General features: G+C 69.2%; 13 protein-coding genes. 5 read left to right on the forward strand and 8 right to left on the reverse strand.

Features of this window, described 5'->3' with window-relative positions; genetic code table 11:
• The 7 genes from ACWDOP_RS01790 to ACWDOP_RS01820 all read right to left on the reverse strand — a co-directional run bounded on the left by ACWDOP_RS01790 (position 1) and on the right by ACWDOP_RS01820 (position 9586).
• Positions 1-1707, reverse strand: coding sequence for a thiamine pyrophosphate-binding protein (locus ACWDOP_RS01790; RefSeq protein ID WP_454204903.1), 1707 nt, complete (start codon positions 1705-1707; stop codon positions 1-3).
• The gene (locus ACWDOP_RS01795) at positions 1697-2623 is read right to left on the reverse strand and encodes an SDR family NAD(P)-dependent oxidoreductase (RefSeq protein ID WP_456343431.1); all 927 of its coding nucleotides are present in this window, start codon (positions 2621-2623) and stop codon (positions 1697-1699) included. Before ACWDOP_RS01795 ends, ACWDOP_RS01790 begins: the two co-directional genes overlap by 11 nt.
• A 30-nt stretch (positions 2624-2653) precedes the next feature.
• Positions 2654-4477, reverse strand: coding sequence for a flavin-containing monooxygenase (locus tag ACWDOP_RS01800; protein WP_456343432.1), 1824 nt, complete (start codon positions 4475-4477; stop codon positions 2654-2656).
• A gap of 29 nt (positions 4478-4506) precedes the next feature.
• Entirely contained in the window at positions 4507-5877 is a 1371-nt protein-coding gene (locus ACWDOP_RS01805) for an aromatic ring-hydroxylating oxygenase subunit alpha (RefSeq protein WP_456343433.1), read from the reverse strand.
• A gap of 27 nt (positions 5878-5904) precedes the next feature.
• Positions 5905-6750 (reverse strand): SDR family NAD(P)-dependent oxidoreductase, encoded by an 846-nt coding sequence (locus tag ACWDOP_RS01810; protein WP_454204899.1) that lies wholly within the window; start codon positions 6748-6750, stop codon positions 5905-5907.
• Positions 6751-6757: 7 nt separating this feature from the next.
• Positions 6758-8476: an SMP-30/gluconolactonase/LRE family protein gene (locus ACWDOP_RS01815; protein WP_456343434.1), complete on the reverse strand. Its 1719-nt coding sequence runs from the start codon at positions 8474-8476 to the stop codon at positions 6758-6760.
• A 294-nt stretch (positions 8477-8770) separates the two neighbouring features.
• Positions 8771-9586: a FadR/GntR family transcriptional regulator gene (locus tag ACWDOP_RS01820; RefSeq protein WP_456343435.1), complete on the reverse strand. Its 816-nt coding sequence runs from the start codon at positions 9584-9586 to the stop codon at positions 8771-8773.
• Positions 9587-9711: 125 nt separating this feature from the next.
• Here ACWDOP_RS01820 and ACWDOP_RS01825 point away from each other — a divergent pair, with 125 nt between their 5' ends.
• Genes ACWDOP_RS01825 through ACWDOP_RS01845 form a run of 5 tightly spaced genes read left to right on the forward strand, consistent with a single transcriptional unit; the run spans position 9712 to position 14917 of the window.
• A complete protein-coding gene (locus ACWDOP_RS01825) occupies positions 9712-10878 on the forward strand; it encodes an acyl-CoA dehydrogenase family protein (protein WP_456343436.1) in 1167 nt (388 codons plus the stop codon).
• 25 nt (positions 10879-10903) lie between these two features.
• The gene (locus ACWDOP_RS01830) at positions 10904-11851 is read left to right on the forward strand and encodes an acyl-CoA dehydrogenase family protein (protein ID WP_456343437.1); all 948 of its coding nucleotides are present in this window, start codon (positions 10904-10906) and stop codon (positions 11849-11851) included.
• A 2-nt stretch (positions 11852-11853) separates the two neighbouring features.
• Positions 11854-12630, forward strand: coding sequence for an enoyl-CoA hydratase/isomerase family protein (locus ACWDOP_RS01835; RefSeq protein ID WP_456343438.1), 777 nt, complete (start codon positions 11854-11856; stop codon positions 12628-12630).
• The gene (locus ACWDOP_RS01840) at positions 12627-13847 is read left to right on the forward strand and encodes an acyl-CoA dehydrogenase family protein (RefSeq protein WP_456343439.1); all 1221 of its coding nucleotides are present in this window, start codon (positions 12627-12629) and stop codon (positions 13845-13847) included. The genes ACWDOP_RS01835 and ACWDOP_RS01840 overlap by 4 nt, the downstream gene beginning before the upstream one ends.
• Complete coding sequence (locus ACWDOP_RS01845; RefSeq protein WP_456343440.1) at positions 13847-14917, forward strand: acyl-CoA dehydrogenase family protein; 1071 nt, start codon at positions 13847-13849, stop codon at positions 14915-14917. Before ACWDOP_RS01840 ends, ACWDOP_RS01845 begins: the two co-directional genes overlap by 1 nt.
• A gap of 7 nt (positions 14918-14924) precedes the next feature.
• Here ACWDOP_RS01845 and ACWDOP_RS01850 read toward each other — a convergent pair whose 3' ends face one another.
• Positions 14925-15368 (reverse strand): hypothetical protein, encoded by a 444-nt coding sequence (locus ACWDOP_RS01850; RefSeq protein WP_456343441.1) that lies wholly within the window; start codon positions 15366-15368, stop codon positions 14925-14927.
• Positions 15369-15387 lie beyond the last annotated feature (19 nt).

Below are 15387 nucleotides of genomic sequence, written 5' to 3' on the forward strand. Positions count from 1 at the left end.
CTACTGTGTCCCTTCCGCGTACCAGGTACGGAATTCGTCGTAACTGGGCATCTCCTCGGAATTGGCCTTGGGGTCGACCGCCACGTGGATCACCCCGACCTTGCCGCTGGCGTAGGCGCGGGCGATGGCGGGCGCGATCTCCTCTTCCTTCTCCACATATTCGCCGTAGCAGCCGAAACCCTCTGCGACCCTGTCCAATCGGACGTCGGTGCTCCAGTGTGTACCGGTCTCGAGCGACCCCTGCCCGAACAGGCCCTTGTAGACCCCGACCTCGAGCCCCCACGCGTAGTCCACCGCCACGACGCACACCAGCGGCAGGTTCAGTCGCGCCGCGGTCTCCAGTTCGGCGATATGGAACTGGAACGAGGAGTCACCGGAGATCAGCATCACCGGCCGCTTGCCGCCGTCGGCCACCGAAGCCCCCACCGCGTAGGGGATTCCGGTGCCCAGGTGCCCGAAGTTCTGATTCCAGATGACATCGCGCGGTTTGGCCTGGGAGTACGTCCACCCGAATATCGTGGTCGCCCCGCCGTCCCGCACCATGATGCCGTCGGCGGGAAACGCCTTGGTGGCCTCCACGATCAGGCGCGCCGGATGCACCGGGGACCGGCCCGAGGGCGCGGTCTCGGCCAGCTCGGCCAGCCGCGCGGCATCCTGCTCGATCCAGCCCGCCAGCTCCGCGGTCGGGGTGCGCGGGGTGTCCCGCAGCGCCTCGGTCAGCTGCGGCACGATGGCCCGCAGATCGCCGACCAGCGGCACGTCGATGGCGCGGTTGACCCCGATCGCCTCCGGATTCTGTTCCACCAGAATCCACGACCGCTTCGCCTCGCCCGCCACCCAGTGCCGCCCGACCCCGTAGTGCACGGGTTCGCCGAGTTCGGTGCCGATGGCCAGGCACAGATCGGACTTGACCACCGCCTCGATGGCCGACGGGGAGAAGCCGTAGGCGAACGTGCGGTCCTCGAGGCCCTCGATGTACGAGGTGCCGCCGGAAGTCTGGATCACCGGGCACGCCATGACCTCGGCCAGCGCCCGCACCGCCGCGCCCGCGCGGGTGGTGTGCACCCCGTGCCCGACCAGCAGGATCGGCTGTTCGGCGGCGCGGATCAGCGCGGCGGCCTCGTCGATCAGGTTCTGCCCGGCCGTCTGCCCGACGAGCCGATACCGGTGCGGGGGAAGGGGTTCGGGCACATCGAGTTCCTCCTGGATGATGCCCTTGGGCCACTCGATGTACACCGGGCCCGGGGTGCCGGTCAGCGCCCGGCGCAGGCCCTCGCGGATGATCTCGTCGGTCTGATCGGCGTATTCGATACTGGCGCTGTACTTCACCGAGGGCGTGAACAGCTCGGCCTGCTTCACGAACTGGATGCGCCCGCGCCGGACCCGCTGCTCGGTGATCCGCGCGCGCTGCCCGCCCAGGAAGATGACGGGGGAGTTCTCCACCTTGGCGCACATCATGGCGGCGGCCAGGTTCGCCACACCCGGGCCCAGGGTGCCGATACACACCGCTGCCTTACCCGTCATCCGCGACACCGCTTCGGCCATGAAGCCCGCCGATTCCTCGTGGTGCGGCGCGATCACGTTCCAGCCGCGCTCCTCGGCGAGATGGAACATGTGCACGAAGTTCGGATCCGGGATACCGAAGATGGTGTTGATGCCCTCGGCCTCGAAGAGCTGAAGGATGCGTTCGAAAACCTTAACGGCCATGGTTGGCTGCCTCCGTGGCTAGCTCGAAACTCTTTGTGAGATGGACGGTGTGGCCGTCGGGCACCGGCGGCAGCGTCCACGAGTCCGCGGTGTCGCGGATGTGCTCGATCTGCGCGCCGATCTCCTCGACACTCCACTCGGGCCGGTAGACGCCCGGGGTCTCGGCGATGTACGCGCGGGCGACTCGGCCCGCCACCGCCACCAGCATTTCGCCGGTGACGGTGCAGGATTCGTGCGCCAGCCAGCCGACGGCGGGGGCGATCAGCTCGGGCCCCATCGGGGGATAGGCCGAGGTATCCAGGCCGTCGGCGAGGCGGGTGACCGCGGCGGGCACGATGACATTGCTCTTCACATCGTGCTCGGCGCCCTCCAGGGCGATCACGTTCGACAGGCCGATCATCGCGGACTTGGCGACGGCGTAGTTGGCCACGCCTTTGTTGCCGTACAGCCCGCCGATCGAGGAGGTGAGCACCACCCGGCCGTAGCCCGCGTCGGCCATGACCGGAAATGCCGGTCGCACGACGTGATACGCCCCGCGCAGGTGCACGTCCAGGACGGATTCGAAATCCGCGTAGGACAGTTCGCGCAGCGATCCGTAGCGCACGTTGCCCGCGTTGTGGATGAGGATGTCGAGCCGGCCGTAGCAGCCCAGGGCGGTATCGACGATGCCCTGACCGCCCTCGGGGGTCGCGACCGATTTGGTGCAGGCGATGGCGGTCCCGCCCGCGGCCTCGATCTCCTGGACAACCGACACCGCCGGATTCACATCCACACCCTCGCCGCGCACACTGCTGCCCGGGTCGTTGACCACCACCTTCGCACCGCGCTCGGCCAGCAGCAGCGCGTATGCGCGCCCCAGGCCGCGACCGCCGCCGGTGACCACCGCGACCCGGCCGTCGTATCTCAGTTCATCCACGAAATATCCTCTCCAGCAGTGCCTTACGGGCTATTTGCTGACGTTCAACCCCGGCATGTCCCCGGCGTCCCGCCACTCCCGCAGCACCTCGTCGAAGGCGTAGAAGCCCGGCCAGTAGGGCTCGCCCAGGTGCGAGCGAATGTTCTTCTCGCCCTCGTTGTTGTAGTAGCCGGGCGTGCACTCGCGCTGGAACGCGGAATTGTCGATCGCGGTCTCGCGCACGGTGTTCACCCAGGCGGCGACCGCCTCGGCCGTCGGCTCGACGGTCGTGATCCCGGATTCGAAGGCGTGCCCCAGAATGTGGGCGATGTGCTTGGCCTGCTGGTCGAAGACCGCCGTGATGCTGGCGGTCACCCCGCCCTGCAGGAATCCGGTGAAGAACACGTTCGGGAACCCGTGGGTGGTGAGCCCGTGCAGGGTGGAATAGCCCTCGGCCCAATGGGTGTAGAGCGAGAGCCCGTCGCGGCCGGTGAACGGCGCGATGCCCAGGCGGCGGTCCAGATCGGTGGTGATCTCGAAGCCGCTGGCGAAGATGATGCAGTCCACCTCGTGCTCGACGCCGTCTGCGACGATGCCCGTGGCGGTGATGCGCTCCACGCCCTTGGTCGCCGAGACGTCGATCAGTGTGACGTTGTCGCGGTTGTAGGTCGGCAGGTACTCGTCGCTGAAACACGGCCGCTTGCACAGGAACCGGTAGTACGGCTTGAGCGCCTCGGCGGTCGCGGGGTCGTCCACGAGCTCGTCCACGCGCCGGCGTACGCGCTCCATCGCCCGGTAGTCCTCGATCTCGCGGAGTTCGACGAACTTCTCCGGGGTCAGTGTCGCCCAGCCGTTGTCGGCGCTGATCCGCGCTTCCAGGTTGCGGGAGACCTCGGTCCAGCCGTCGCAGATCAGGTCCTTCTCACCGGGCGCGAACGCCTCGAACGCCGCGGTGTGGAAGTTGCGCTTGCGCACCTCGGTCCAGCCCGGCTCGAGCGTGGCCGCCCAGTCGGGATCGGTCGGGATGTCGCCGCGCTCGTTGATGAACGAGGGCGTGCGCTGGAAGACGTAGAGGTGCTCGGCGGATTCGGCGATGTGCGGAATGACCTGGACCCCACTGGCTCCGGTGCCGATGACCGCGACCTTCTTGCCCGCGAGCTTGTCCAGTCCGCCGCGCGAGGTACCCCCGGTGTAGTCGTAGTCCCAGCGCGCGCTGTGGAAGGTGTGGCCCTGGAAATCCCCGATGCCGGGGATGCCGGGGAGCTTCGGCTTGTTGAACGGCCCCTGGGCCATGATCACGAAGCGGGCCCGGATGTCGTCGTCGCGGTTGGTGCCGATGCGCCAGCGCCCGATCGCCTCGTCCCATTCCAGGGACGTGACCATGGTGCCGAAGATGGCGCGCTCGTACAGGTCGTAGTGCTTGCCGATGCGCTGGGCGTGCTCGAAGTTCTCGTCCCCGCGCGTGTACTTCTCGCTGGGGATGTAGCCGGTCTCCTCGAGCAGCGGCAGGTACAGGTAGCTGTCGGTGTCGACCTGGATTCCCGGGTAGCGGTTCCAGTACCACACCCCGCCGAAATCGCCCGCGTGCTCGATGATTCGGAAGTCGGTGACCCCGGCCTCGCGCAGGCGGGCGCCGGCGAGCAGGCCCGCCCAGCCGCCGCCGAGGACCGCGACGCCGATCTCCTCGGTGATCGGCTCGCGCGGCACCACGGGGGAGTAGGGGTCGCCCGCGTGGAAGTTCTCGAATCCGTCCTCGGTGGACAGGTACTGGCCCTGGCCCTCGGTGCGCAGTCGCTTGTCGCGTTCGGCGAGGTACTTCGCGCGCAGCGCGTCCAGGTCGATCTCGGGCGTCTGCGTGGGTGTGCAGTCTTGCATTCTCGTGTGTCCTTGTCGGAGAAGATGATTCAAGCCAGATCGCGGGGTTCGCCGGTCCCCATGTAGCTGGCCAGGTTGTGGTGCAGGTTCACCACGCTGCGTTCGCGGTACGGATTGGGTTTGGGCCCGGAGAACCCGCGGCTCTTCATGCCCTGCTGCACGGCGGCCATATTGTCGAAATCCTGGGGCAGCACGGTGCGCCAGCCGGGATCCCCGACCGGGGTGTACTCCCATTCGGTGTGCGGCTCCTGCCCGAGCGGGAACAGCTCGAACACCGCGGCCTCGAAGATGCACCGGTCCGGATCCTGGCCGTAGGGCCGGAATCGGTAGCACAGCATGTTGTTCAGCGCGTGGCCGATCTGGAAGTTGGGGAAGATCTGCCAGGCCGTGCCGGCCCGCGCGACCACGGCGGGATCGATCTTCGGCCAGACCACCCCGCGCGCTTCGTCTTCCGTGCGCGCGGTGTCGAGCCAGTACCGCAGGACCTCGGGCGCCGGTGTGCCCTCGGGCAATTCGTCGACCAGCCGGTTGGCCACATCGACGAGAGTGCGGGTGGTGTTGGTGTTGGCGTTCTCCCAGGTGAAGTTCTGCAGCTCGGCCGTGGACACCCGGGCGTCGGGGCCGCTGCCCAGGCGCACCTTGGCCTGGTTCTCCTCCATGCCCTTGGGCGCGTCGTAGCCGATGTTGCTGTGCTTGCCCTGTGCCCGCGCCCAGCCCAGGAACTGCCCGAAGTTCATGAACTCCGGGTGCGTGTAGGGGACGTGGTAGGTCTCCATGAACGCCTCGAAGGCGACCTTCCAGTTGCAGTCGAAGGTCAGCCAGCGCCGCCACCGGTACCGCATGTTCTCGAGTTCGAAGTGCTCGAGAAGGCTCGCGGCGGGCTCGAGGTAGTCGCGCAGCGGCTCGCACTCGGGGTCCATGTTGATGAAGACCCAGCCGCCCCAGGTGTCCACCCGCACGTGCTGGAGGCCGTCGTTGCGCTCGGTGAGCCCGCAGGTCCAGTCCTCGCGCTCGGCGGCGAAGGTGTTGCGGCCCTCGAGGTCGTAGCGCCAGCCGTGGAAGCCGCAGATGAACTGCCGTGCGGCGCCGCGGGCGTCGTGCGCTCCGGGCGGGGTGTCCACGAGCCGCCGGCCCCGGTGCGCGCAGACGTTGTGATAGGCGCGGATGGTGTCGGGCGCGGTGCGCACCACGATGATGGAGTCGGCCATGATGTCGTAGGTGAGGAAGTCACCGACCTTGGCGATCTCCTCGACCCGGCACACCTGCTGCCAGACCTTGGCCCACAGTTTGTCGCCTTCGGCGCGGGCGTACTCGGGCGAGATGTACGCCTCGACCCCGATCTGTTTGGGAGTCGCCAGGGGTTCGGCGGGCGCGGAAGCGTTTTCGACGGTTTCGGTCACGACATCCTCCTGTGGTCGACCGTGGTGTCAGCGGGTGAGTGCGGCGCGGAAGTCTTCGTCCTCGAGGAACAGCGAGGTGTTGTCGGCCCCGAGGTGGGTCCACTTGAGGTTCAGGCCGCCGTCCACGAGCAGGGTCTGACCGGTGATGTAGGTCGACAGGTCCGAGAGCAGGAACAGGATCGGCCCCGCCTGTTCCTCGGGCGAGCCGCGCCGGCCCATGGCGATCGCGCGGCGGTCGCGGTCGGGATCCTCGCCGACGTAGGCGCGTGAGGCCGGGGTCGCGGTGACGCCGGGCGCGACCGCGTTCACCCGGATCCCGGCTCCGGCCAGTTCCAGGGCGAGCGTGCGGGTCACCGCGACGAGCGCGGATTTCGCTGTGCCGTAACCGATGTGGAAGGGCGCGGTGTTCATACCGCTGATCGAGGAGATCGACACGATCGAACCCGGGTGCCCGGCGGCCTGCAGCTCGGCCGCGACCGCCTGGCTCATGAAGAACATCGATTCCAGGTTCTGGGTGAACAGCTCGCGCCAGTTCGACCGCGTCACCCGGATCGCGGGCATCCAGTCCGAGACCGCCGCCCCACCGGCGACATTCACCAGGCCGTGCAACCGGCCGGGTGTGTGCCGGACGTACTCGAGCACCGCGGCCACGCCTTCGTCGGTGGCGGCGTCGGCCGGGACCGAGATGATCGGAAGCCCCTGTGCGGCAAGGGGTGCGATGTGCTTTTCCAGGTTCTCCGGCGATCTGCTCACCGCGATCACCGTCGCCCCGGCGGCGGCGACCATGCGGGTCACCGCCGTGCCGATACCGCCGCCGCCCGCACCGGAGACGATGACGATGCGGCCTTCGAGCCCGAATCCGGGTTCACCCATGGGGAACTCACGCTCCGATCGTCAGCGCCAGGACGCTGCCCTCGGCATCGGCCGAGAGGTAGATGGTGCCGTCGGGGCCTGCGGCGATGCCCGCGAACGGGCCCATGGGACCGGAGAACGGCGGGCTCGCGTTGAGGGGTTTGGCGACGACGCCGGGAGGCGCGCCGACCGGGAGGTTCGCGGCCAGCGTCGTGCGGGTCTTGGTCTCGAGGTCGACGCTGATCAGGGCCTTGAGCCCGACGTCGACGATCAGCAAGTGATTGCCGCGCACCAGGATTCCCTGCGGGGTGTCGAGTCCGTCGACCACGATGTCCACGCCCGCGCCGCCGACCGAGACGATCCGCCCGGCGCCGGACTCGGAGACCAGGATCGTGCCGTCCGGGCCGAACGCCACGCCCATCGGGGCGGCCAGGCCCGAGGCGAGTACCTCGACCTCGCCGCCGGTGCGGATGGACAGCACCCGCCCGGTGCCGAGCTCGGCGGTGACCACGGTGCGGTTCGCGGTGGCCACCAGGCCGTAGAGCTGGTCGAAGCCCTCGGCGACCACCTGCGGTTCGGCATCGGTGCCGGGTGCGAAGAAGGTGACCTGCCCGCTCGAGGTGGTGCCCACGAACTCGCCGGAACCGACCAGGGTGAACCCCCGGATATAGCCGGGCGTGTTGGGGCTGAAAAGCGAAGCGACGGTGTGTAGTTCGCCGTCGCGCAGGACGTAGAAGAAGGTGCCGTCCGCGACGTACAGCACGCCCTCGGGGGTGACCGCCAGGTCGAGTGGCCACAACAGACCCCCCGCGAGCAGCTGTTTGGTCTCGCCGCCCGCCAGCACCTCGGTGATCTCACCGCAGAAGTTGGAGACGAACAGCCGGTCGCCGACGAAGGTGCAGTTGTCCAGGCCCGAATTCAGCTGCGCCAGCAGCTCGCGTTCGCCCGTGCGCGGGTTGATCCGCAGCACCTCGCCGGTGTGCACCTGGGTCGAGACGATGAACCCCTGCGGGTCGAACTTGACCGAGTCGGGGACGCCCAGGTCGCCGACCACCCGCTCGGGCTCGCCGCCGTCGGGGTCGATGCGCCAGATGTCGTTGGTGCCCATGACCGGGTAGTACAGGAGCCCGTCGGGCCCGACTTCCATGGCGTTGGGCATGATCAGGTTGTCCTGCAACACCTTCGGCGCACCGCCGTCGAGCGGCAGTTCCATCAGGCGTCCGCCGGGCCGGCATTCGTTGACGAACAACCGCCCCTGGTGGACGGTGATGCCGTTGGCGCCGGGCAGGTCGTCGCGCAGCACCCGGGACCGGCCGTCCTTGCCGCGCACGCTGACTCGCGCGTCCAGGTATTCGGTCGCGATGATGTTGCCGTCCGGATCGAAGGCGATGTCGTCGGGCGCGACGATGTCGCCGCCCTTGGCGCTGATGGTCTCGATGTCCCCGGTGCCGATGTCGATGGCGCTGATGGTGCTGCCTGCGACCTGGGCGACATAGATCCGGTTGTCGGCGCCGGTGCGTAGCCCGTTCGCGCCGAAGAGCCTGCTGGGCGGGGTGAGCCGTTCGATACGCACGCCCTCGGCGAGCGTGATGGATGTGGTGCTGCTGTAGCGCGCCCCTTGAGACAAGGCGGGGCCTCCCGTGTGAGTGCGAAGTGCGGTCGCGGATTCGGGCTGCGCTGCCGGGGGCGATTCCGTGGGCGTGATGCAGGCCACTGATCCGTGGAAGTACGCTACTTCAATCCTCATAAGGATAGCAATACTTCGGTGCCGTAAGCCCTGGATCGACGGGAAGTTGGGGAGGTTCGGGGAGTTTCGGAGATGGTGGGGTCGGCGCGCTCGCTGCGCTGAGATGTCGACCAATAGTGCTGTTGTACAGCATGTTTAAGCTCGACTCGGAGCGAAAGATGCCCAGGCCGAGTGGGCTGCGCGCCTGTTCGAGGAGACCGTAGTGCTCGCATTCGAGAAGTAAATACTACTTCGTGAGAACAGTATTATTGCACGTCAACGCCAAATAGAGCCCGGTTATCTGGGGTGGAACGCTCAGATGCGCGTGCGCGGGGTTGACCCGAAGGCCGACCGCGCCGACGCGGCCGCATTGACCACGCCGTCGCCGAAGCGGTCGATCACCAGGTTCTGGGTCGCGGCCAGGTGTGTGCGGTACAGCCGCTCGGCCTCGGACGCCCGGCCGGCCGCGATCTCGCGCACGATGCGCCGGTGCGTGCGCACCACCTCGGACGCCTCATCTGCGGACGGGTACTCACCGCGTTTGGTCAGCGCCTCCGCCCAGGCTTCTTCCTGCGTCGACCACAGCGCGACCAGCGTGCTCACGACGTAGCGAACGGTGAGGTTGGGGGTGAAAGAGACGATGAGATCGTGGAATTCCCGCGCGGTATGGGTGAAGGCGACACCGTCCTGGACCAGCGCCGCGCACGCGTCGACGTTCTCGGTGAGCGCCGGAATCACGGTCTCGGCCCGATCGGGTCGTTCGGCGCAGGCGCGCGCGCACTGCGGCTCCAGCAGGCGCAGGCCGTCGGCCAGATCGCCGAGGGTGACGCGGGCGCCCTGCAGGGCCAGGCCCAGGTGATACGCCGCGGACGACTCGTCCGGCCGGTGCACCTCCGCGCCGCCGACATTGCCGCGCCGGACCGTCACCAGGCCCTCGGTCTCGAGGATGCGCAGCGCCTCGCGAATGGAGGGGTAGCTGACGCCGAAGTCCTGCACCAGCTGTTCCTGAGTGGGCAGGCGATAGTCCTCGTCGCCGGCCAGGATGCGCGAACGCAGTTCCGCGGCAACGGTTTCGGCGATGCGGAGCTGGGGGATGCGGCCGGCGGGCCGTCCACGCCGAGCAGCGGTCACTGGGACCGCCCCGGATTCGTGCTCACGCGCACCCACACCGTTCGCTGCATGGGCGAAGTCTAATCACCGGCGTATTGACCTTCAAACATTGCTATCCTTATGAGGATTGAAGTAACCTCCGCCCCATGGACTTCACAATGGGAGAGTCCGTCGCAACGCTCAGGGGGGACCTGCGGCGTTTGATAGCGGACGAGGTCCCGGCCGATTTTCTCGGCGCTTTCACCGACGATCCCGCCGATCTGGCCGTCGCCCAGCGCTTCTGCCGGTTGCTGTCGGATCGGGGCCTGCTGTGCGCGGCCTGGCCGCCCGAGTTCGGCGGGCGCGGCACCTCGATCTGGGAGCAGACCGCGGTGCGCGAGGAGATGTGGGCGCGGCACGAACCGCGCGGCGCGCAGTACATGGGCGTGAACTGGGTCGGGCCGACGATCATGCGGCACGGCAGTGCCGAACAGCAGCGCAAACACCTGCCGCCGATCGCGCGCGGCGAGGTGATCTGGTGCCAGGGTTTCAGCGAACCCGACGCGGGCTCGGACCTGGCCTCCCTGCGCACCGCCGCCCGGCCGGACGGCGACGGGTGGAGCATCTCCGGGCAGAAGATCTGGACCTCCTACGCCACCATGGCGCAGTGGTGCTTCCTGCTCGCGCGCACCTCCGTCGAGGAGCGAAAACAGCAGGGCCTCACCGTTTTCCTGCTGCCCATGTCCGATCCGGGCATCGACGTGCGGCCCATCGGCGCCATGCTCGGGCCGCACCACCTCAACGAGGTGTTCCTCGACGGGGTGCGGGCCACCGAGGCCGATGTACTGGGCGAGGTGGGCGGCGGCTGGTCCGTGGTGCAGGAGGTACTGGCCTTCGAACGGGTCGGCATCGCCCGGTACGCCCGCTGCGAACGGCTGCTGCACGCCGCGCCGGAGGTGCTGGGCTCGCGCTGGGAGCAGTTGCCCGCAGATCTGCGTGGACGCTGGGCACGCGGACTCACTCACTGCCGACGTGCTCGGCTGCTCGCCTATCAGGTTGTCGCGCTGCAGGATTCCGGACAGGTGTCACCCGCCGACGCCGCCGCGTACCGCATCGCGGTGACCCGGCTCGACCAGGACAGCGCCGCGGTACTCAGCGAGATCGCGCACGCCGCCGACCCGGATGATCCGGTGCATCGCAGGTTCGCCCGCGCGGTCGAGGATCACTGGCGCTACGCCAACGCGGCGACCGTCGCCTCCGGCAGCATCGAGATGCAGCGCATCCTGCTGGCCCGAAATCTGCTGGCGCCCCGCAAGAACCGCGACGCGGCCTGAACCGGCGCGGTGGGAGAACAGACATATGAACATCGAGCTGTGCGATGAGGCACGGGAATTCGGCCGGGAGTCGCTGCGCGCCTTCCGCGCCGCCGGCGGGGACGACCTGCTGTACCGGGCCGAGGCCGATCCGGCGCGGCGCGCGGACCTGGTCGAACCGATACTGACCGCGCTCGGGGCGTGGGACCTCACGCCCCGGGACGAGCCGGTGGAACTCGAGGCCGCGGCCGCCCTGTGCCGCAGCGCCGGGTACTTCGCGGTGCCCTATCCGGTCGCCGAACGGCTGGCGCGCACACCCGGGTCCGACGGGCTGATCGTGGTGGACGGGCCCGAACCCCGGGGCGCGATCGCGGCCCTCGACGGGCGCTGGTCCGGGGTGACGATGGCGGGGGAGCGCGCCGACATCACACCGCGCGAACCGGATTCGCCCGCCCGCTCGTCGATGTTCGTGACCCGCCTGAACGTGCGGGTGCTCGGCCCCGCGACCCCCGACGGCGAGCGCGAGGCGGCGCTGGGGCTGGTGCTGCCCTGCTGGACCCTGCTCGGCATGCTGGACCGGGCCATGGATCTCGCCCGCGAGCACGTGCTCGTGCGCGAGCAGTTCGGGCGGCCGCTCGCCGAGTTCCAGTCCGTGCAGTTCCAGCTCACCGATGCCGAGGTCGAGCGGCGGGGCGTGGAAATGCTTGTCCGCTACGCACTCTGGAGCATTCAGGACCGCCGCCCGGACGCCCTGAACGACGCGCTCGCCGCCCGGCTCGCCGCGATCGAAGCCGCCGACATCGTCTTGCGGGTCGCGCACCAGGTGCACGGCGCCCTCGGCTTCTGCGACGAGTCACCGCTGTCCTGGCTCTCGCGCTTCAGCCTGCCGCTGCGCCGATTCCCCCGTGGCCGTTCGGGTACCGAGGAACTGCTGACGCGCCGCGTCGAGCAACGCGGCCTGGCCGGACTGTTCTCCGAACCGACAGGAGCGTGAGCGTGGACTACGACTTGCCGCCCGAACTCACCGTCGAGAGCGACGGCCCGATCCGCACCGTGATCATCGACCGCGCCGCGGACCTGAACGCGGTGAACCGGGACCTGCACTGGGCGCTGGCCAACGTGTGGCGTCAGCTCGCGGCCGATACCGAGGCGCGGGTCGTCATCCTCACCGGCGCGGGCCGGACCTTCAGCGCCGGTGGAGATCTGGGCTGGATCACCTCGTTCCTGGACGATCCGGTGGCCCGGGACGAGAGCATTCGTGAAGGCGCGCAGATCATCGAGGAGATGCTGCGGTTCCCGTTGCCGGTCATCGCCGCGGTGAACGGCGCGGCAGTCGGGCTCGGCGCGAGCCTGGCCGTGCTGTCGGACGTCGTGCTGATCTCCGACCGCGCGCACCTGGCCGACCCGCACGTGGCGGTGGGCCTGGTGGCGGGCGACGGCGGGGCGGCGTTCTGGCCGCTGCTCACCCCGATCCTGCGCTCCCGCGAGTACCTGTACACCGGGGACCGCATCGACGCGGCGACCGCGGTGGAGCTGGGACTGGCCAGCCGCGTCGTCCCCGCCGACGACCTGCTGGGCGAAGCACGCGCGCTGGCCCATCGTCTCGCCGGGCAGCCCGCCGAAGCGCTGCGGGCCACGAAACGGGTTGTGAACATGTATCTTTCGCAGGCGCTGGCCGGGCCGATGCAGGCCGGTTTCGCCGCCGAAGTGGTGACGATGCAGTCCGCCGAGCATCGCGACAAGCTGATGGCGCTGCGGGAGCGGGCGCGATGACCGAGCTGGCCGCGCCCGGGCGCACCGACGCCGACCTCGCGGAATTCCGGGCCGCCGTGCGTGAGTGGTGCCGGGACAACGTCCCCGCCGACTGGCGGCGGACGCAGACCGGCGCCTCCGACACGGAATTCGCCGACTTCCAACGGGAATGGTTCGCGCGCCTGCATCGAGCGGGGTTCGCGGTCCCGCACTGGCCCGCCGAACACGGCGGCGGCATGTCCGTCGAGCACCAGGTCGTGCTCTACCAGGAGCTCGCCGCGCACGACGCGCCCCGCCTCGTCCTGTCCTTCGTCGCCATCCACCACGCCGCGGCCACCCTGCTGGCGGCGGGCACACCCGAGCAGATCGCCCGACACCTGCCGGCCATCACCGACGGCGAGATCTGGGTGCAGGGGTTTTCCGAGCCCGAAGCCGGATCCGACCTGGCCTCCCTGCGGACCACCGCCCGCCGCGAAGGGACGGACTTCATCGTCTCGGGCCAGAAGGTGTGGGCCAGCGGCGCGCACTACGCCGACTGGTGCCTGCTGCTGGCCCGCACCGACCCCGATGCGCCCAAACGGCAGGGGATTTCGTACTTCCTGCTCGATATGCGCACCCCGGGCGTCGAGGTCCGGCCCATCCGCCAGGCGACCGGGGAGGCGCATTTCTGCGAGATCTTCCTGGACGAGGTGCGGGTCCCCGCCGCCAACCTGATCGGCCCCGAACACGGCGGCTGGCAGGTGGCGCAGCAGACCTTGGGCGCGGAGCGCGGCCTGACCATGCTGGAACTGGCCGAGCGGCTCGGCCACGCCGGATTCGATCGACTGGTGCGCGACTGCCTCGTCCCCGGGCCGCTGGGCAGTCGTCCCATCGACGATCCGCTGGTAGCCGATCGCCTGGCCGCCCTCGACACCGAGATCGCCGGCCTGCGAGCGCTGTGCCGCGACCTCGTCGCACGCCACGCCACCGGTACGGTCGGGCCGGCCGACGCCTCCGTCGCGAAGCTGTACTACAGCGAATTACTGCAGCGCACCATGGATTTCGCCACGGAGATCGGCGGCGTCGCGGCCCACACCGTGCTGCGCAAACCCATGTCCGGCGGCTGGGAATCCGGGGCCTGGGTGCTGGACTTCGTCGGATCCTGGGAGTGGACGATCCCCGGCGGCGCGAGCGAGATCCAGCGCACGATCATCGCCGAACGCGGGCTCGGCCTCCCACGCCCCCAGAAGGAGAGTTGATGGGTACCGCCATCGAGTTCGGCGAGCTGCACGACGAATTGCGCGACGTGGCCCGCGAGCTGCTCGGCCGCTCGGACCCGGCCCGGGCCGTGGACTGGGCGACCATCGCGCGCGCGGGCTGGCTCGGCCTCGAGGTCGACGCCGACCATGACGGCGCGGCAGCGACATTCGCGGAGGTCGCCGTGCTGCTCACCGAGATCGGCCGGGCCGCAGCGTGTTCGGCGTATCCCGGAGCGGCCGCGCTGGGAATCGGGGCGCTGGCGGCGGCGGAACCGTGCGCGGAACGCGACCGGCTGCTGGTCGAATCGGTTTCCGGCAGTGCGATTCCCATCGTCGTGCTCGACACGCAGCACGCTGCCGACACCAGGCCGGTGTTCCACCTCGATCCCGGCGACCGCCTGCGAGGCCAGTTGGACCTGGTGATGGATGCGCCGGTCGCCTCTCATCTGCTGGTCCCCGCGACCACTCACGACGGGTCCCTCGCTTTGGCCCTGGTTACGCCGGGCGCCCCCGGCCTTACCGTCGCCGCGCGCCCCACCGTCGACCAGACCCGCCGCCTGGGCCGCGTTTCCGCCGAGAACGTGTCCACGACAGCGCTTTTCCGACTTACCGCTCCACGTGCGGACCTCGGCCGACTCCGAGACCGCGCCGCCCTGGCGATCGCGTGCGACAGCCTCGGTATCAGCGAGGCCATGCTGGAGGCCACCGTCTCCTACGCCAAGGTCCGCACCCAGTTCGCTCGCCCGATCGGCTCGTTCCAGGCCGTCCAGCACGCCTGTGCCGACATGCTCGTGGAGATCTCGGTGGCGCGCCAACTGGTCACCGCGGCCTCGCACGCGGTGTCCGTCGGCGATCCGGACGCCCCCACCGCGGTCTCGATGGCCAAGTCCCACACCTGCGCCGCCGCGGTGCGCATCGCGGGCAAGGCCATGCAGCTGCACGGCGGCATCGGCTACACCTGGGAGCACAGGATCCACACCCACCTGAAGCGAGCGACCCTGAACCGCTCCCTCTACGGCTCACCCGCCGACCACCGTCGCCGGCTGTCCGCGCGATACCTGGATCGGTAGCCGCCGCTTACGTGTCGTAGTCGCCGCTGTCCCACGGCTCGGAGAACGCCATGCAGTTCCCCGGGTGCAGTTCGACCCACCACGGCTCGTCCTCCTCGTCGCCGGGACGGGCGATGAGACCGAAGGTCGTGCCGAACGCCTCGTGTTCGAAGGGCGCGACCTCGATGCGCGTGAAGGTCACCTCGCCCAGCTCCCGGAGCCGCTGCTCGTAGATCGCGGTGCGACGGTCCATGTCCATGCTTGCCCGCGGGCCGAATTCGTCGATCCGTGCCTCCACGAAGGTTCCGTCCGCGTCGAACAGGTAGAGGGCGACGAACTCGTTGCCCTCGTCCTGCCCGATCGCCGGCTCGAACGCCAGCGTGAGGAAGAACTGCCTGCCGTCCGAGGTTCTGCCGATGTGCTCGGCGTGATAGTCGTCGTGGTTGATCGCGATCAGCGAAGGCTTGCCCATGGCGCGGACGGTATCTCGA

The organism is Nocardia sp. NPDC003693 (assembly GCF_053981095.1).

What these genes read in the sequence shown, in the direction of transcription:
- ACWDOP_RS01790 (WP_454204903.1), bottom strand. Translation starts at nt 1,707, where the DNA reads ATGGCCGTTAAGGTTTTCGAACGCATCCTTCAGCTCTTCGAGGCCGAG.
- ACWDOP_RS01800 (WP_456343432.1), bottom strand. Translation starts at nt 4,477, where the DNA reads ATGCAAGACTGCACACCCACGCAGACGCCCGAGATCGACCTGGACGCG.
- ACWDOP_RS01810 (WP_454204899.1), bottom strand. Translation starts at nt 6,750, where the DNA reads ATGGGTGAACCCGGATTCGGGCTCGAAGGCCGCATCGTCATCGTCTCC.
- ACWDOP_RS01815 (WP_456343434.1), bottom strand. Translation starts at nt 8,476, where the DNA reads ATGAGGATTGAAGTAGCGTACTTCCACGGATCAGTGGCCTGCATCACG.
- ACWDOP_RS01825 (WP_456343436.1), top strand. Translation starts at nt 9,712, where the DNA reads ATGGACTTCACAATGGGAGAGTCCGTCGCAACGCTCAGGGGGGACCTG.
- ACWDOP_RS01830 (WP_456343437.1), top strand. Translation starts at nt 10,904, where the DNA reads ATGAACATCGAGCTGTGCGATGAGGCACGGGAATTCGGCCGGGAGTCG.
- ACWDOP_RS01840 (WP_456343439.1), top strand. Translation starts at nt 12,627, where the DNA reads ATGACCGAGCTGGCCGCGCCCGGGCGCACCGACGCCGACCTCGCGGAA.
- ACWDOP_RS01845 (WP_456343440.1), top strand. Translation starts at nt 13,847, where the DNA reads ATGGGTACCGCCATCGAGTTCGGCGAGCTGCACGACGAATTGCGCGAC.
- ACWDOP_RS01850 (WP_456343441.1), bottom strand. Translation starts at nt 15,368, where the DNA reads ATGGGCAAGCCTTCGCTGATCGCGATCAACCACGACGACTATCACGCC.